This window comes from Brevibacillus laterosporus (genome assembly GCF_030489605.1).
GTDB lineage: Bacteria > Bacillota > Bacilli > Brevibacillales > Brevibacillaceae > Brevibacillus_B > Brevibacillus_B laterosporus_E.
The window spans coordinates 95,453-111,040 of record NZ_JAUKFY010000015.1; the positions used below are offsets into that span (position 1 = coordinate 95,453).

Below are 15,588 nucleotides of genomic sequence, written 5' to 3' on the forward strand. Positions count from 1 at the left end.
ATTGTTACAAATACAAACTGCTAACAAAATTCCTTTATTAATCAAATGAGGGACGAAATTTAACTGTTTGCCCAGGTGCATAGGCTGGATTGACATAGTCATGTGGATTGGGACTAATCAGTCGTACAATTTTTCCTTCATAGGAATTAATAGGTTCTACCAGCATGACCGCAGCTCCCATTTGGATCTCCTGGATTTGCTGCTTTTCCACCTGCTCCTGGTTAGCAAATATGAGCTCCATTGGCATAGCAGAGTAAATAATCATTGAAGGACACCTTCTTTATTACGTCTCTCTTCAATAAGCTCATTTAGTTTCTTTAACGCTTTACCAAGTCCGCCTACTTCATTAATTAAGCCATACTTAACCGCATCAGAGCCAATTACATTCGTTCCAATATCTCGGGTTAATTCACCTGTGCGTAGCATGAGATCACGGAATTTCTCCTCTGTAATATCAGAATTACGAGCAACAAATGAAACCACTCTATCCTGCATTTTATCCAGATACTCAAAGGTTTGCGGTACACCAATAACAAGCCCGGTTAAGCGAATGGGATGGATTGTCATTGTCGCTGTCTCAGCAATAAAGGAGTAATCACCTGCAACAGATATTGGCACGCCGATAGAATGCCCCCCGCCAAGTACGAGGGTAACAACAGGCTTCGATAAGGATGAAATCATTTCGGCTAAAGCAAGGCCTGCTTCAACATCGCCACCCACCGTATTTAAGATAACCATAACACCTTCAACCTTTTGGTTTTGTTCTGCTGCCACCAATTGAGGGATGATATGCTCGTATTTCGTTGTTTTATTTTGAGGTGGTAATTGAATATGCCCCTCTATTTGGCCGATGATTGTCAGGCAGTAAATATTGCTTTCCAACTGAGGTATGTTAGTCTGGCCAAGCTGAGTAATATTTTCTAATAGGCGCTTTTTAGCCTCCTCTGAAGGTTCCTGCTGCGGTGCTGTCGTTTCTGGCTGCTCTTGTGATCTTGATCGGTTGGGTTGTAGTTGGGGTGTTTGCGGACTCTCCTCATTATTGATTCTATTCATTGTAAATGGGGGCTTACGCAAATAATCTTTAGAATCCATCTGGCTAACGACCTCCTTTATGCTAGTTGTAGTATGGGTTAGCCTTACCGAATTCATGCATTGATGGAAAAGCTAGCCTGTTTCACATGAGTCAAATCCTTATAAAAAACACCCCTTTCATATTTGATGGCAAGTACAGCCAATCATCCATGACAGGAGTGTTTTTATCATCTATTTACTCTCTAAGCCTTTATTTAATTTTTCGCTTGCCTTAGCAGGAATCTCCGATATTTGTACCTCAGTATAGGAAACTACTTCATCAGGCTTCACATACACTTTAAGATACGCCTTTTGACGCAATTGTTTAAGACCGATAAATGTAATCGTCTTTTCCATTCCATCCTGATCATATCCAGTTAACGTATATTCGTACGAGTCTGTATTTGACACTTGTTTACCTTCTCCAACGATTTGGACATAATAAAGGTCTGCACCTATTTTTTTGAATCGATTGTCTTCAAAAAGATAATATAAACCGCCTAAAACGATCAAAAAAACTAAAATCCCAATAATTGCCTTCTTCATTTTCATTCTCCTCTATACGAATTCTCATGGGCTCAGTATAAGGGAGTTTTCGCCAATGTAACATTGAATATCCTTTCATCAATATTACATTTTTGTAAGATAGGGCAAATATCTGCTATTTTGAGATCATTGATCCTTTTAAAAGGGAAGAAAGCGGGAGAGCAAATTCAGGGATCCCCGCAGCGTAAGGAGTATATTCATATAAGCCAAAATAAATGATTACGGAATCTCCTTTTACATAAAACGCTTGTTCATCGCTAATGGTTTCGAACGGTGTTAATAAATACCCGTATTTTTGTTGAAATTGTTTCTTTATTTGTTGTGAAATCTCTGCTTTATAAGCAGAGTTTTCTTTGAGAAGGTCTTGCAGCGAAAGAATGTTACCTGTTTTGATATCGATTGTGTAAGCAACCCGATCAACCATTCCGTGTGCTCCACCCGTATACGTATACTGATCAAAAACGACGCTAATTAATCCGTTTTGATTATAGGTAATCTCGTAATTAAGCAAGTAATCATAAGGATTTTCACCCTCTCTGATCTCCATTGAAGCTTGAGAACCCATTTCAAAGGTTTCAAGTGCAACTTTTTCTAGCTGATCGTTTATTTTCCGTTGAATTTCTACATTTGAGGAAAGCCATTTTAATTGCGGATATTGTATCGATACGTTTGTATTATTTCTGTTAATTTTCAGTTCTTTATTCTCGAATTGTAGGTTGTTTTCGGATACAGAATGAGTACGTACAGCTTTCGTAAAGGAATCCTGTGAAACAGAAAAACCCATGCTTTCACAAATAATCCGCAATGGTACCAATATGGAAGAGTCTTTAATTCGTGGGGTTTCCTCCATAAATAGCTTATGTCCATTTACGAGATAGGCATTTTCATCTACCTTCATTACTATTTCCTTTTTTGAGGAGAAGATTGAAATACGTTTTGTTTGGGGCTCGTAGTAGACATGAAATCGGAAATCGTTGCGTAGCGTATCTAATGTTACAAATGTAGTTCCTTTGATGACTTCTCCGGCACTTCTAAGCAGTTGGGTGTCGATAAATACATCAACCTTCTTGGTAGATTCCGCTAAGACGGAATTTGCACCGAACGTAGTACAATGAAGCATTGCTGCTACCATCAAAATATAACCTCTTGCTTTTCTCATACAAGTCACTCCTTTATATACAGAACCATTCCTTCTTTTTACCATGATGCAAAAAGGACAGTATATCACATGTGATGCTTGTTTGTACTCCTTCATTAAAATTGAAAAACGCTATGTCATATTCTAGGAAATGTACAATATGACAGCTATAAGCGTCTTTTTCATATATATAAAATAACATCATTAACAATACGGAAAACAAAAACGTCAAGTCCGTTTGCTTTGGGATTATGTCAACATTCCAAGATTTAGTTAAACCCTTTCAGTTAGCATTTTACATACCTCGGCACCGCTTTTATTGTTCCTTTCCCAGGTTACCTTCTTATCCTAAAAACAACGACCCATCAACGAAATCTTGACAGGTCGTTCATACTGTACCCCTGTTCCCACAGGCCATATATTTTATGCCTCTTTAAGAAGAAATGATTAGACTACCCGCATGACTTCTACATTTATTCACCCCTAACCACTCCTGTCGCTTCCAATGCTTGCATGCCATTAAAATGATCTGTATAAGTCTGATTAATAAATCTTCTAAATCTGTATCGAATAAGACATACTGATCAGACTGCTGATTAAATGGCTTAGATATAGCCTGTTGGCCTGGATGCACATTCATCCTGCCCAAATTCCATTCCACACCGGTTACAAATAAACTACCTTTTTGTCATGGTACGAGTAAATTTTAACACCTCATCCGCTGCTCTCTCACGCCCTCCAGACTTATGAAATGATTGACTGATTTTTTTTGCCTTTTCCTGATAAATCGGATTTTGCAAAACCTCGTGCACAGCTTGTTTAATATCCCCTGATGATAGATTTTCAAAATCTAACAAAACCCCTGCTCCAAGCTCCTTCACCCGTTGTGCTATCATAGGTTGATCATTCACAATGGGAAGCATGACTAACGGTACTTCAAAATAAAGCGATTCACTTATGCTGTTCATACCGCAATGGCTAATAAACACATTTGTGTGACGTAATACGTCTATTTGAGGGACATAATGGCGTACAATAAAGTTATCCGGTATATCCCCTAATTCTTCCATTGTTATATTCTTCCCAATGCTAAGTACTACCTTCCCATCTATATCTTTTAAAGCCGTAAAGCATTTTTGATAAAGCTCTAGCTGTTGGTTTACGACCGTTCCCATAGAGATGAAGATGACTTGTTTTCCTTTTAACTCATCAATGGGAAAATCACCGAGTTGACTACGATCCGGTATTGAAGGACCTACAAAAATGTAGTTGTCATTAAACTGCTCACTATTTCTCTGGAAATAAGAAGAAGTGAACACAATATTTAAATCAACTGGTCCAGGATTCGATAAAAAAAATCCCGGAAATAGAACTTTATATTTGCTTTCTAATTGCTTTTTACGTTCTTGTATTTTTTCCAATTGTAAAAAATTTTGAAGCGTAGCCAGCCTCTCCAGCTTCCCTTTATCATCATCTGAGTCTGTTAGTGTCATATTTTCATGAGGATCATTTGAAAATGCAAATGTAGTCCAAGTAGCAATGGATAATAACTTACATTGGTGAGCAATCCAGGTACCTACCATCGTTTGTGCATCGTATAAGATATAGTCATATGTCTCATTAGTAATTTCGTTTTGTATGGTATCCGTTATCATTTCCATGGCCTCTAAAAATTGCAGGAAAAATTCCACCGGCTGTGAATCCAGAAGATAATTGATTTCTTCAAGTATTTCTTGTGCTCTTTGATCCACAGGCCGAAAAACGGCTCCTGTTTGTTCAATTTTCTCTTGGAATTTATTGGACGAATAATAGACAATATGTTCCCCGCGCTTTACTAAATCAGTTACTAGCCCTAACGTTGGATTTACATGACCTTCTCCCAGCATACTGATGTACAGTGCTTTTGCCATTTGCTTCCCTCCCAAAATAAAGACTGTTCTACTCCCAATTCCGTTTTTTCTACAGAATGCCCTTGGAAATCAGCTATAACTATTGCTTATGAATAGTGCATCCATAAAACAAACAATATAATTATTTGTTTGGATTATAGCAGACTTTTTATTGATTTGTCTATTATATATATTCGTTTTCCACTCGATCACATCCTGACATATTAGCTTTTTACAGTATAGGATTTCGAATAAACTTGAATATTAATAGATAAAAAAGAAAATAGACTTAAGATTTTTCAATACCATCTTTTTAGTGTTACAATTCTAAATAGCTAGACAACTTAGACTAAAGTACCATTCTCTACAATTTGCTCGTTTTATTTGTATTCTTATAGGAAAAGGTAGTGAATCAGTTCATAGGGGGACGTATTATGGCAATGGCAACAGCAACAGATATTTTTTGGAGACCGAGCATCGGAAGTGGCTATGAACATTTACAATTAGTAAAAGACGATCACATGATAACGGTTGACAGCTTAGTAATTGGAAAGACAGACGAGGGAGCAATTTTTCGTGTGCAATATCAAATTATTCTAGACACGAATTGGATTGTCCGCAAAGTAATAATACAAGGTATCGGCAAAGAACAATCCCTAATACTGACCTCTAATGGGAGGGGGGAATGGCGAGATGCCCAAGGAAAGTTCATCTCCGCTATAGCAGGATGTATTGATATCGACATATCCTGTACTCCATTTACGAACACACTCCCTATAAACCGCTTAGAGTATACTCTCTCTACTCAACAGGAAATCTCTGTCGTTTACATATCCGTACCCAATTTATGTTATCGTCAGGTAAAACAGACCTACACTCTGATGGAAAAAAAAACTACTGAATCGATTTTTACTTATCAAAGTGGCAGTTTTACAGAAAATATCAAAGTAGATACTGACGGAATCGTCACAGAGTATCCGCAATTGTTTTTGCGCGAATATGGCCCATACTAAAAATATGTGATCAACTGATCTGAGGCTGCAGCAAAACCTATAGCTTTTGAATCCTATAGCTTTTATAGCATTCTGCAAAATGACCTAGGCCCACTAATGAATGAGCATAAGTAGGCTTAGGTTTTATGTTTTCAAATGCATTCAAGCACTTGCTTTTATACTTATAAAAGGGAAAATAAGCTATTTTTCTTAAACTAGCAACATCCAATTTTTCAGCTAACACTGTTCATTTCATACCGACAAGCTCCACAGTCTTCCTTGCTTGTTGCATTAAAAATCTTTTAAGCCCAGCTTGATAGCCGTACAATGACCCTATTTTTAGAATCGAATCCAAATGTATCCACAGCTCAAATCTCTTTGGCAAATGTTAATCCCCTGTCAGCTAAAGCACGACGGATCTGATCCATTGCTTTTGGACCCATACCATGTAACTTCATTACCTCGGCTTCACTTAGTAGAGTAAATTGTTCCAGCCGCAAATACCCTGCCGCTTCGAGTGCTCGTCTTGCCGGCTTGGCTAGCTTACTGGGTAAATCGCTTTGTGTTTCATGATCATTCTGAGCCATCAGTAACCCCTCTCTCCTCCTTATTGAATCCCTCAAGCCGTTACATTCTATCCTTGTTCAGCTCCCTTCATTATTTATAAAGGATTTCAAAAAGGATAAGGCACCTTCTTTTTTTAATACAACTTCCATTTCATGTAAAATAAGTATATTACTTAGAGTCTGACCAGATTAGTTGACGAAAGTTATTTTTGTAATATATTTACATTATATAAATTTTCTGAATATAATAATATAGAATTATATGTCGACAGCGACCTAATGGTAGAGTCAGGTTACTACAATTATAACAGTCAATTTACAATTTATACCTATTATTTTGGATTTTAATTTTATCTAGTAAGATATCCCCTCCACCATCCGAAAATAGCTCGTGCGTTTTCGCGGTCATGATTACTCTCTGCTTACAGGAATTCATACGTAATACTTACTCCCTACATTAAAACTGGTTTTAGACTCTTCCATTTCTTTGTAGTATCATCCACTACTTGCTTTTTTATTTATAGTGAAGATGTTAAAATGCCTTTTTCAAAACAAAAAGCCGAAACCCCTTACTGTGCAAGGATTTCCGACTATTTAACTTCATGTCTGGAATTATACTTCCATTTTTATTTATGGTCATTATAGTAGTGTTTTTTAGCGCACCGTTAGTATTTTACTGCGGTGTTTCTTCATTATAATAGAGGTCAAATGAACGGTTTTATTTTAGTGCGCTGTCAATTTTACTGTCAAAGCTGTCAGTTCCTATCTAGAGGGGTGACTTTCTTGTTCACCCCTCTATCTTCTCTATCCTTGAACATAGTTCGTGCTGTCAGTCCGTGTCGTTCGTCATACTGGCAATCAAAGATAGGTTTTTGAGTTTTGAATCTCCCAAGCTCTTTGAGCGTTTGCACTCAGACAATGGCTCATTTCTGTCATTTCCGAGTCGGTAAGCTCCCTTGTCTTATTGATGAACCAAAGCTCTGCCATCCGTTGGTGAACGATCCACATTCCCACCAGCTCCTTAATCTTGATGGTACAGTATATTCCTTTCATATTGCTTGTCCAAATAAAAAATCTTCATTCCAGGAACCAAATATCGTCTATATGTACGTTTAAGGCTTGCGCTATATCCGCTGCTGTTTCCAGATTAGGGATTGTCCCATTTACTATCTTGCTCATAGCGCCGTGAGAAACTGTTTTTTTCATCAGCCTAAGTAAATCTTGCTGTTGTATGTTTCACTCGGCCAAAATCACTTTCAACCGACTTTTTATCAACTATCCTCGCCTCGCTTCCGTTATTACGTTATTACGTTTCGGCTTTGTCGAATCCTTTAGCGAGAAAACAGAGGTTTTGATGAAAAATGCTTATCAGGTTGGCTATTGCGAACACCAGAAAAACGTGAATTAAAATATATTCGATGTGAAAAAGTATTTTATAGACAAAAACCCTCGTTTGAAGCCTGAAACACTTGAGGAGTATACACGTCGCTTCATTGCCATCCAGGATACGTTAGGCCGTGACGTTAACAGAAAGTGAGAAACGAACTCTCGCATGGTTGTCAGAATGGGAAACAGAAACAGTTGCTAATATGCAGAGGATTTTTGATGAATTAAGTGCGAGAATTCAAAAATGAAAAAGAACCATAAAAAACTTTTTAGATCTAAAAAGCGCTTCTCTTCTTTGGTGGCAGAAGTTTCTGACATACTTGAGTCTGAGAAAACAGATGTGGAAAAACTTTCTGAGATTACCTCACCTGATGGAGATAGCTAAAGAAAGTACTTGCTAATGTCTGCTTGCATGACAACGAAGAAGAGCATCCTAGCAAAACAAAAGGATTATGCCAGGAACTTTATAGTGAATGGTATCAAAGAAACAAAATAGCGAGCAATAAATATCATAAAGAACCCTACCCTGTGGCTCTTTTCAAACATACATCATTTCTTTTTTATAAACATTGTGATTTTATATAAAATCCACAATAGCCCACAAGCAGGACAAAATAATGTCAAATATACTGAAAACATCATTTATTAGAGGAGAGATAAACTTATGAAAATATACTGCACACATCCATTTAAAACGACTGAAAAAGTCACCATCTCGCTTGGCTGCAATCCAGGACATCCAGGTTCAAAAGACTTAGTGTTTCCAGGCATTACATTTGGCACACCAGTTTATGCTATGGAATCAGGTGCAATAGTTGATATAAGAACAAACAGACCCCATTGTCCAACTCCAGACTGCCCACAGTATGCAAATAATGTTGTGATCCGAGGTCAAGATGGGTTTTTCACAGAGTACAATCACATGGCTCGAGCTACCAAGATTGATCTCAGGGTTGATCCCAGAGTTGGTCCCGGGGGTCGTCCATGGCGTTGGAATAGGCAATACCTAAAGATAGGAGACTCCGTTCAACGAGGTCAATTAATCGGTTTTGTAGATAATTCTGGTTATACTACAGGGCCGCATCTTCATGTTGGCCGATATACACCTGGTGATGATAAAACTTGGTGGAGCAGGCCAACTTGTGATTGGATGATACATGGTGTCGATTCATTTCTTCAGTACCCACCTTTAGATTGTCGTCCTATGCCTCGTGTCGTTAGACATGGCTACTATATTGTAAATGGCCCCTTTTATATGTAACTGTGAAATAAAGATTGGTTAAAAAAATTCTTATTCTATAGCAAATAAAAATGAATCCGTTTTGAAAAAAGTTCTATCAAAATGAATTCGTTTTTTTTTTTTGATTGAGCATTCTATTTTATAAAAAATTTGATTAAAACTCACTTAGTATTCTTTAATCAAAAATGGGAAAAGCATCGCAACATTTTAATAAACGTCTCGACTTTACTTTAACTCCACAGGCAGTACCTTCTATGGCTATAGTATTTCCCTCCAAATACAAAAAGCCGCTTATAAACGCGACCTACATAAATCCTTCCTTAAACATAATTTAAAAATCGTCGTTTAGAGTCCAAAAACGACGATTTTTAGGAAATAAATTTATTGACCCACCCAAGATTTATATAGGTCCTGGTCTTCCTTCCTCTAATAAGGCGTTGAATCACCAGGACAGCCGTAACAATTGATGTTAACTTCCCTTCTTCGCCGAGCTGTAACATCCGTATTTGTAGCTGATGAGCTCTTGATAGCTTTAGCTAGGTTAGGATTATTGATTATTACTTTCCCTGTTTCATCAATGCTTATTTCTTCGGGTGAGAAGTTAACTCCAAAAAGTTTTTCATTCATTATTCATTCCTCCTAGTAAAAAATTTTACACTACTTAGCATTCTCAAAATAGGGATACTTTATTCAATGCCTAGGGCACTTAATGGACAACTTAAAGTGGCATGGTCAAAAGTGGCAAGACCCTGTATCCAAGGAGTTAAACGTTTCGAATTTAATTCAAGAGTACCATCTGAGCGTAATAAACCTATATGATTACGTGGATCGTTCAATGCAACGGTACATTTACCTATTGTACCATCAGCACGAATAATCAGGGAGTTAGGTTGTGAAGCATAGCAAACTGAAAATGTCTCTTCATGGTCAATAAAATCATTGCCATACAATTTATGTTTGAGCATTTTGAGTGCCACATTCTTTTCTTTAAGCGACATAATTTTAATATTAGCATCGTTGGGCCCACCTAATCGTTCGATTGACTTGAAGAGAATAGAGAAACGAGTATCGTGTAAAAACTCGTGACGAACATCTTCAATTAATGGATCTAATTGTGTCAGAGTTTCAGAATCATAATGAACACGAAGTTTGATTGAAACTGGTTCTTTACTATCTCTGATAGCTAATAAGTTTTCCCATATACGATCAAAAGTACCTTTACCATCTGCTCGTAATCGGCTCTTATTATGTATTTCACGTGGACCGTCGAGTGTGATTTGGTAATCGAGTATGCCAACTGCTGCTAATTGAGATAGTGTTGAAGGTGTTAAAAAATATGCATTAGTAGTCATTCCACCCCGATACTTTAAACCAGGGTGTTTTTTTGTCAACGCTGAGGCATGGGCTGAAATATCAAAAACTATGTCTTTACTAACTAGAGGTTCTCCACCAAACCATGATAAGTATAATTCTTCAAGTTCTGGAGTGCGTCTATCCAAAAAAGCTTTTACTCCTCCAATTGTGTCGTCAGACATTCTACCGATTGTATAATCTTCATAACAGTAAGTACATCTGAAGTTACATTTTTCTGTGGGAAAAATAATAAGCTCCTGTCTTCGATTTGACATAAATGAAGCAATCTTCGCTTCAATATCTGGAATAGCCATAAAATATTTTTCACCTACTCGTGACAAAATTTTTATAACGCTATTTTTACCATTAAAATCCAATATTATTCATTAGATACCGAACGATATTTAGATAACAGCCAACCGGTTAGTGGCTATTATCATGCTAAAAGTACCTGTCGATCGTTGGACCCTTGGAGAACCAACAACCGCTCATTATCCAGATAATGTAGTGGAATAGGGCACTTCTGTTTTGCCTCTGCTTAGGCCGGACAAAAAGTCAGTATAGCTGCTCCGCATACATATCTCCTGTTACCTTCTCAATAATTGACCGGGTAGTATAGTATTAATGTTGGAATAAGGCCAGACCTCCATATCTTTCAGTATTTTGTCTACACACTGACACCACATCAGGCTATATGGTGGGGTGTTTGCTGTATCCCTAATCCTACAGGCAGTACATTCTATGGCTGTAAAATTTCCTTCCAAATAGAAAAAGCCGCCGGACATCCGACGACTAATTGCGTTTTTTCAAGGCTTGTACCAACGCGACGAGTGAGATTACAATGTTAATGTTTAAAAAACAGAAAAAGCCATTATATGATAAATAAAATATATAAATGTGATAAACGAGAGCGACGCTACTACAATGCTTACAATATAGAGCACTTTTCGTAACCTTTCAAATTTACCCTTTAAGAGAAAAGGAAGAATTGCTAGATTAAGAAATATATACAAAGGTAAAAGGAATATAGCCCAATTGTATGCTGTCATTTCATTCACTACTTTTCCATAATATTATCAAGTGCACGTGCTGTTTTTCTTTCAATTAAAACCACATCCGCAGCGTTAATGGCGGCTGCCATACCAAAACCAGCACTTGCAAAAAAAGCGATCATTCTATCCTCGCCCCAACCTGATTTAATGCCTTTTACACTTGCCATAAATGCCGCGGTTGAAACAGTTGAGTTTGCCACAAACGCAGTCTCTGCTTTTATTAAATCTAGAACTTTATCCTCAAAATCAAACAAATCGGCTTTATTCCTTGAAGTTTGCTTTACATAGGTTCCTCTTTTAATATTCCCAACATCCCAGTACTTTTTTCCACCGCTCTTATCGATTACATAATAATAACCAAAATACATATCCTGTGCTTCCCGTACTATATTTTTCGTCGACCGTTTTTGTCTGTCTTTTTCTTTCTGTACCTGTTCCTCAGGGTCTTCTATAGAGACCTGTGTTTTAATGCCGTCTTCATCGAACTCTATAGTATGATTCATTTGATCATACGTAGCCTCAGTAATTCCATTTTCACTTTCTACTCTAACTACTCTTAGGCTATCATTATCCTCTAAAATCTCAATCTTATATTTATTTCCTTGACTGTCTTCAATGGTTGCTGCTTCAACAATTTGATTAGATTCATCCAGAGCAAAAACAGGAATACTAGATGAGGCCATTACTTATAAAACAAGAGCAATAGATAAAATTACTTTTTTCATTTCTTCCTCCTCGGGAATATATTCTAATTTTTTACATAATTAGTACAATAGTTATTGTTTTAAATATTAATAACATTTTGGAAAAATATAGCATGAGCAACAATGAACCCGGGGTGGTTGCAGCTCTTGCGAAAATATACGAAGTGCTTGGCGTTGAACTTACGGATGTACTCGAACTTTCGGACGAGAGTCTCTGGCATACATAGATAGAAACCGTTTGAAAAGCTATTGAAAGTTACATGCAAACACTCCACCATAGATAGTCTGGCAGGGTGTTTGCTGTATACTTGTTCCCACAGGCAATACATTCTATGTAGTTGCAAAATACATTGTTTAGGATTCTATACTAATCACATCCTCTACAGGTATCCACCAAAAATCCTCATCGTTCTTTAACTTGATCTGTTTAAACGTTGAATCAAACCTATCTACCCATCTCCAGGCGGATTCAATTACTCCTCTACCCTCTTTTGTCTCTTTCCACCAGCTAATCGTAAGGGCGTAGTCATACTGGGCGAGTCAGATATCCTGTAACAAAACTCGGCCAACTCATCCTCTTCAATGATCGGCTTCTCGATCAGTTTCTTATCCTCGTGATACTGACGTAACATTTCTGCATGTTCTGGCAAGATGAATTTTGTTACAAGTGGATCAAGAATTTTGCTAGCCATCAAAACATCTGCTCAAAACACGAATGTGCGTTCTTGTTTTATTAGATGATGAGGAGATTATGCAATTAGTAAAATTACATTTCCCTCACAAACTTAAAACCCTCTGCCACTTTATTTTGACAGAGAGTTCATATTAGTTAACGGTGAAGAGATTAAAACAATGATCTTGCTAGGGTAAAAACTCCCTAGACCACCAGGGATAGCGCTACGGTTTCACCTTGTCCGTCTCAATATCAAGCATTAGCGGCATATCACACGGTAGCTCTTTGACCGTTGAACAAAATGGTCCACTTGTGCCTGGGCAGATAAATCAGGGGGGCAAAGTGATAATACCCCTCCTTGATTTCGGCTCTAGAGAACCTCTTCAGCCCATTTAACGACGTTTGGTACTGGTAATCCGGTAGTCCAGCGTTCTCTAAAATGGACAGTAGCTCATTAGCCATATGGGAAAAAAATCGTAGCACTACGGATTACATGCTGAATCCCTGAAGCAGTATCCAGCATATGTGCAATAGCATCAATCTCAAAAATAAAAAGCTGTCTTGCAATACCGATATGAATTTTTGGCTGGAAGAATACGTCATGATTAATCTAAAGTATAACACCCAAGAAAATTACAGAGACATCATCGAAAGAAACATTAATCCGACAACCGGGATGATAAAACTAAAATCGCTCTCGCCAGAACTGTTACAAAAATTTATTAACAATAAACATAGAGAGGGATACTCTTGAAGGACACTAACAAAAATTTACACGTTTTTGCAAAATGCATTAAAGCAAGCTGTGTATCCTTCTAAGCTTATAAATGAAAACCCTATGTAATATATATCAAGCTGCCAAAAAAGAAAAAAGACGACAGAAGCAGATGTAAAGCCACTGCCCATGTCGTCAATAAAAAAGATAACAAACTACCTAGAACCTTCCAATATAATCCCCCCACCATTTTACCAACCCGGTGGCTATAGGGTGGGGGAAATGATTTTTTGCTATAACCCAAATCGTAAAACCTTTTATTTATCAGCTAGTACTTGTCATCCATACGTAAAACAGCCATAAATGCTTCTTGTAGTTATTGAGCAACGAGCTGTATCTAGTTGTATTCTACTACATCCTATAACTATTGACATAACAAGGTTTTATAAGAACTGAAATATCATAGTGTATTCTAGTACAGCATGGTATATCGACGTTCTCCCTCCAATTACGGTGGCAGTGTTTTTAATGAACTAATCAATGGAACCTTCCCATCTCGATCATTTTTTCGCGAAACATAGCAAAGAATCGCATAAAATGCACCTATGATAGAGGGCTTTTCATTTCAGCTCTCTATCTTCTCTATCCTTGAACATAACTCATGCTGCCAATCCGCGTCGTTCGTCATACTGGCAATCAAAGATAGGTTTTTGAGTTTTGAATCTCCCAAGCTCTTTGAGCGTTTGCACTCAGACAATGGCTCATTTCTGTCATTTCCGAGTCGGTAAGCTCCCTTGTCTTCTTGATGAACCAAAGCTCTGCCATCCGTTGATGGACGATCCACATCTGCACCAGCTCCTTAATCTTGATGGTACAGTGTATGGCAGGGAAAAAATAAAAATGCATGTCCTCGCAAATAAAAATCCGTCATTAACGGAATTATTCTTCCCAAATATCTTCTACGCTCATGTTTAGAGCCTTTGCAATACGAATTGCAACCGACAGGGTGGGTAAACTTTCCCCCCGTACAATTTGGCTCATTGCAGAAGTAGATAATCCTACACGTTCACACAGCCATTTCTGCTTAACCCCTCGCTCCCGCAGTATTTCTTTCAACTTACTCCGCATAAAAATCACCCCATTGCTCACTTCATTACAGGGCTTGTCGAATCCTTTAGCGAGAAAACAGAGATTTTGCTGAAAAATGCTCATTACTTTTTCCGAATGCAAGCTTTAAAGCGGTTGGCGAGGGAAGTTTATTTTAAAAAAATTGTGGAAAAATCATCAATAAAGCTTATACTTAAATAGGGTGCTATGTAAATATTTCCTAACACTCAGAAAGGATGATAACGGTGAAAAAAAGAGCTTTAGTAGCAAGCTTAGCGGTAGTCGGGTTAACCTTAACCAGTAGCTATCAAGGAGCTGATGCAGCTATTGACAACAAGAAAACTGGAATCCAGATTTTTGACAAAGTAAAATGTGATAATGAGATGAATGTAAAAGGCAGTACAAAAGGGACTGGAAATTATGTTGACTCGACTAAAGTCTTTTATAGACTTACTAGAGATGGGGATTTCATCGATAACTTCTCAAATTCGAAAAACTCCGATTATGTTACCATTACCATGACCCATTCAGGAAATGATGATTCAAAAGACAATGATGGGCCTCTTTGGAAAGTTCAAAGCACCCATAGGGTTGACTATTCAAACAGTTCTCCAGACTTTTCAGAGGACTCGGACAAAGCTTATGGGAAATGTGGAGGCTCCTCTAAGTCAAGTCCTAAATCCCAAGCGGCAATTTCAAAGATTGAAGATGTCGAAGCCAAGCTTGAAAGAAAGTGGAAGGAAGTCATGGAAGCTCACAACATAGATGAAAGCAAATGGAGTCGTTACACTTTTGAAGACTTTAAAGGTGTACAAACGAATATAGACAACGCTGACAAATTTACACCAGTTCAAAAAGCTGTTTCTCTTGCCCATGCTGAAATGGAAAACGTTAAACTTGAAAAAGGAGATTCAGAAGGATTGTATCTCCTAGATAAAGCTGAGGAAAAAGGCTTGTATATCTACCAAAAAGCCAACGGTGAAAATGTAGTAGTTGAATTTACTCTCAAAGGAAACAATGACATCAAGGGTCTTTCTGCAAGCAATGATAGCAATACGATCTGGAAGCTTGTAGATACCAAGGTTAAGCAATAGAATAAATAATATGTTCCCAGAATTTCATATGTTACACAAACGTCCGAACCTAAATTCGGACG

General features: G+C 37.6%; 17 protein-coding genes and 3 pseudogenes. 5 read left to right on the forward strand and 15 right to left on the reverse strand.

Annotation, left to right across the window (positions count from 1 at the left end):
• Nucleotides 1–37: 37 nt before the first annotated feature.
• The 6 genes from QZ995_RS16270 to QZ995_RS16295 all read right to left on the reverse strand — a co-directional run bounded on the left by QZ995_RS16270 (nucleotide 38) and on the right by QZ995_RS16295 (nucleotide 4,665).
• Entirely contained in the window at nucleotides 38–265 is a 228-nt protein-coding gene (locus QZ995_RS16270; protein ID WP_301808866.1) for a YlzJ-like family protein, read from the reverse strand.
• Nucleotides 262–1,092 (reverse strand): ClpP family protease, encoded by an 831-nt coding sequence (locus tag QZ995_RS16275; RefSeq protein ID WP_301808869.1) that lies wholly within the window; start codon nucleotides 1,090–1,092, stop codon nucleotides 262–264. The genes QZ995_RS16270 and QZ995_RS16275 overlap by 4 nt, the downstream gene beginning before the upstream one ends.
• A gap of 171 nt (nucleotides 1,093–1,263) precedes the next feature.
• A complete protein-coding gene (locus QZ995_RS16280; protein ID WP_301808871.1) occupies nucleotides 1,264–1,617 on the reverse strand; it encodes a YxeA family protein in 354 nt (117 codons plus the stop codon).
• Nucleotides 1,618–1,732: 115 nt separating this feature from the next.
• Nucleotides 1,733–2,776 carry a PdaC/SigV domain-containing protein gene (locus QZ995_RS16285; RefSeq protein ID WP_301808873.1) on the reverse strand — a complete coding sequence of 348 codons (1,044 nt, stop codon included), beginning with the start codon at nucleotides 2,774–2,776 and terminating at the stop codon, nucleotides 1,733–1,735.
• Nucleotides 2,777–3,188: 412 nt separating this feature from the next.
• Nucleotides 3,189–3,395: a hypothetical protein gene (locus QZ995_RS16290; protein WP_301808874.1), complete on the reverse strand. Its 207-nt coding sequence runs from the start codon at nucleotides 3,393–3,395 to the stop codon at nucleotides 3,189–3,191.
• Between the two features lie 37 nt (nucleotides 3,396–3,432).
• Nucleotides 3,433–4,665, reverse strand: a complete 1,233-nt coding sequence (locus QZ995_RS16295) for a macrolide family glycosyltransferase (protein ID WP_301808875.1) — start codon at nucleotides 4,663–4,665, stop codon at nucleotides 3,433–3,435.
• A 413-nt stretch (nucleotides 4,666–5,078) separates the two neighbouring features.
• Between QZ995_RS16295 and QZ995_RS16300 the strand changes: the two genes are divergently transcribed.
• Nucleotides 5,079–5,657: a putative glycolipid-binding domain-containing protein gene (locus QZ995_RS16300; RefSeq protein WP_301808877.1), complete on the forward strand. Its 579-nt coding sequence runs from the start codon at nucleotides 5,079–5,081 to the stop codon at nucleotides 5,655–5,657.
• Nucleotides 5,658–6,004: 347 nt separating this feature from the next.
• On the opposite strand, the gene QZ995_RS16305 is transcribed toward QZ995_RS16300, so the two are convergent.
• From QZ995_RS16305 to QZ995_RS16315, 3 genes and pseudogenes are all read right to left on the reverse strand, one after another.
• Nucleotides 6,005–6,223: a DNA-binding protein gene (locus QZ995_RS16305; protein ID WP_301808878.1), complete on the reverse strand. Its 219-nt coding sequence runs from the start codon at nucleotides 6,221–6,223 to the stop codon at nucleotides 6,005–6,007.
• Nucleotides 6,224–7,031: 808 nt separating this feature from the next.
• Nucleotides 7,032–7,210: pseudogene (locus QZ995_RS16310) on the reverse strand (DUF7667 family protein).
• 69 nt (nucleotides 7,211–7,279) lie between these two features.
• A complete protein-coding gene (locus tag QZ995_RS16315; protein WP_301808893.1) occupies nucleotides 7,280–7,435 on the reverse strand; it encodes a helix-turn-helix domain-containing protein in 156 nt (51 codons plus the stop codon).
• Nucleotides 7,436–7,832: 397 nt separating this feature from the next.
• On the opposite strand from QZ995_RS16315, the gene QZ995_RS16320 reads away from it, so the two are divergent.
• Nucleotides 7,833–7,973 carry a hypothetical protein gene (locus QZ995_RS16320; protein ID WP_301808879.1) on the forward strand — a complete coding sequence of 47 codons (141 nt, stop codon included), beginning with the start codon at nucleotides 7,833–7,835 and terminating at the stop codon, nucleotides 7,971–7,973.
• A gap of 279 nt (nucleotides 7,974–8,252) precedes the next feature.
• Entirely contained in the window at nucleotides 8,253–8,849 is a 597-nt protein-coding gene (locus QZ995_RS16325; protein ID WP_301808881.1) for a M23 family metallopeptidase, read from the forward strand.
• A 405-nt stretch (nucleotides 8,850–9,254) separates the two neighbouring features.
• Here the strand turns inward: QZ995_RS16325 and QZ995_RS16330 are convergent, their stop codons facing one another.
• The 4 genes and pseudogenes from QZ995_RS16330 to QZ995_RS16345 form a co-directional block, all read right to left on the reverse strand.
• Nucleotides 9,255–9,455, reverse strand: coding sequence for a hypothetical protein (locus tag QZ995_RS16330; RefSeq protein ID WP_301808884.1), 201 nt, complete (start codon nucleotides 9,453–9,455; stop codon nucleotides 9,255–9,257).
• A gap of 59 nt (nucleotides 9,456–9,514) precedes the next feature.
• Nucleotides 9,515–10,495: a radical SAM protein gene (locus QZ995_RS16335; protein ID WP_301808885.1), complete on the reverse strand. Its 981-nt coding sequence runs from the start codon at nucleotides 10,493–10,495 to the stop codon at nucleotides 9,515–9,517.
• A 743-nt stretch (nucleotides 10,496–11,238) separates the two neighbouring features.
• Nucleotides 11,239–11,916, reverse strand: a complete 678-nt coding sequence (locus QZ995_RS16340; protein WP_301808886.1) for a geobacillin-26 family protein — start codon at nucleotides 11,914–11,916, stop codon at nucleotides 11,239–11,241.
• A 375-nt stretch (nucleotides 11,917–12,291) separates the two neighbouring features.
• Nucleotides 12,292–12,629: pseudogene (locus tag QZ995_RS16345) on the reverse strand (YolD-like family protein).
• A gap of 555 nt (nucleotides 12,630–13,184) precedes the next feature.
• On the opposite strand from QZ995_RS16345, the gene QZ995_RS23865 reads away from it, so the two are divergent.
• Nucleotides 13,185–13,364: a hypothetical protein gene (locus tag QZ995_RS23865; protein WP_437124748.1), complete on the forward strand. Its 180-nt coding sequence runs from the start codon at nucleotides 13,185–13,187 to the stop codon at nucleotides 13,362–13,364.
• Between the two features lie 586 nt (nucleotides 13,365–13,950).
• On the opposite strand, the pseudogene QZ995_RS16350 reads toward QZ995_RS23865, so the two are convergent.
• A pseudogene (locus tag QZ995_RS16350) lies at nucleotides 13,951–14,171 on the reverse strand (DUF7667 family protein).
• A 93-nt stretch (nucleotides 14,172–14,264) separates the two neighbouring features.
• Nucleotides 14,265–14,453: a helix-turn-helix transcriptional regulator gene (locus QZ995_RS16355; protein WP_301808887.1), complete on the reverse strand. Its 189-nt coding sequence runs from the start codon at nucleotides 14,451–14,453 to the stop codon at nucleotides 14,265–14,267.
• Between the two features lie 224 nt (nucleotides 14,454–14,677).
• Here QZ995_RS16355 and QZ995_RS16360 point away from each other — a divergent pair, with 224 nt between their 5' ends.
• On the forward strand, nucleotides 14,678–15,526 hold the full coding sequence (locus QZ995_RS16360; protein WP_301808888.1) for a hypothetical protein: 849 nt from the start codon (nucleotides 14,678–14,680) through the stop codon (nucleotides 15,524–15,526).
• Nucleotides 15,527–15,588 lie beyond the last annotated feature (62 nt).

Coding starts and splice junctions, on each gene's coding strand:
- QZ995_RS23865 (WP_437124748.1), top strand. CDS start 13,185: ATGAATTTTTGGCTGGAAGAATACGTCATGATTAATCTAAAGTATAAC.
- QZ995_RS16325 (WP_301808881.1), top strand. CDS start 8,253: ATGAAAATATACTGCACACATCCATTTAAAACGACTGAAAAAGTCACC.
- QZ995_RS16335 (WP_301808885.1), bottom strand. CDS start 10,495: ATGGCTATTCCAGATATTGAAGCGAAGATTGCTTCATTTATGTCAAAT.
- QZ995_RS16285 (WP_301808873.1), bottom strand. CDS start 2,776: ATGAGAAAAGCAAGAGGTTATATTTTGATGGTAGCAGCAATGCTTCAT.
- QZ995_RS16290 (WP_301808874.1), bottom strand. CDS start 3,395: ATGAATGTGCATCCAGGCCAACAGGCTATATCTAAGCCATTTAATCAG.
- QZ995_RS16305 (WP_301808878.1), bottom strand. CDS start 6,223: ATGGCTCAGAATGATCATGAAACACAAAGCGATTTACCCAGTAAGCTA.
- QZ995_RS16320 (WP_301808879.1), top strand. CDS start 7,833: ATGAAAAAGAACCATAAAAAACTTTTTAGATCTAAAAAGCGCTTCTCT.
- QZ995_RS16280 (WP_301808871.1), bottom strand. CDS start 1,617: ATGAAGAAGGCAATTATTGGGATTTTAGTTTTTTTGATCGTTTTAGGC.
- QZ995_RS16355 (WP_301808887.1), bottom strand. CDS start 14,453: ATGCGGAGTAAGTTGAAAGAAATACTGCGGGAGCGAGGGGTTAAGCAG.
- QZ995_RS16340 (WP_301808886.1), bottom strand. CDS start 11,916: ATGGCCTCATCTAGTATTCCTGTTTTTGCTCTGGATGAATCTAATCAA.
- QZ995_RS16300 (WP_301808877.1), top strand. CDS start 5,079: ATGGCAATGGCAACAGCAACAGATATTTTTTGGAGACCGAGCATCGGA.
- QZ995_RS16270 (WP_301808866.1), bottom strand. CDS start 265: ATGATTATTTACTCTGCTATGCCAATGGAGCTCATATTTGCTAACCAG.
- QZ995_RS16295 (WP_301808875.1), bottom strand. CDS start 4,665: ATGGCAAAAGCACTGTACATCAGTATGCTGGGAGAAGGTCATGTAAAT.
- QZ995_RS16275 (WP_301808869.1), bottom strand. CDS start 1,092: ATGGATTCTAAAGATTATTTGCGTAAGCCCCCATTTACAATGAATAGA.
- QZ995_RS16330 (WP_301808884.1), bottom strand. CDS start 9,455: ATGAATGAAAAACTTTTTGGAGTTAACTTCTCACCCGAAGAAATAAGC.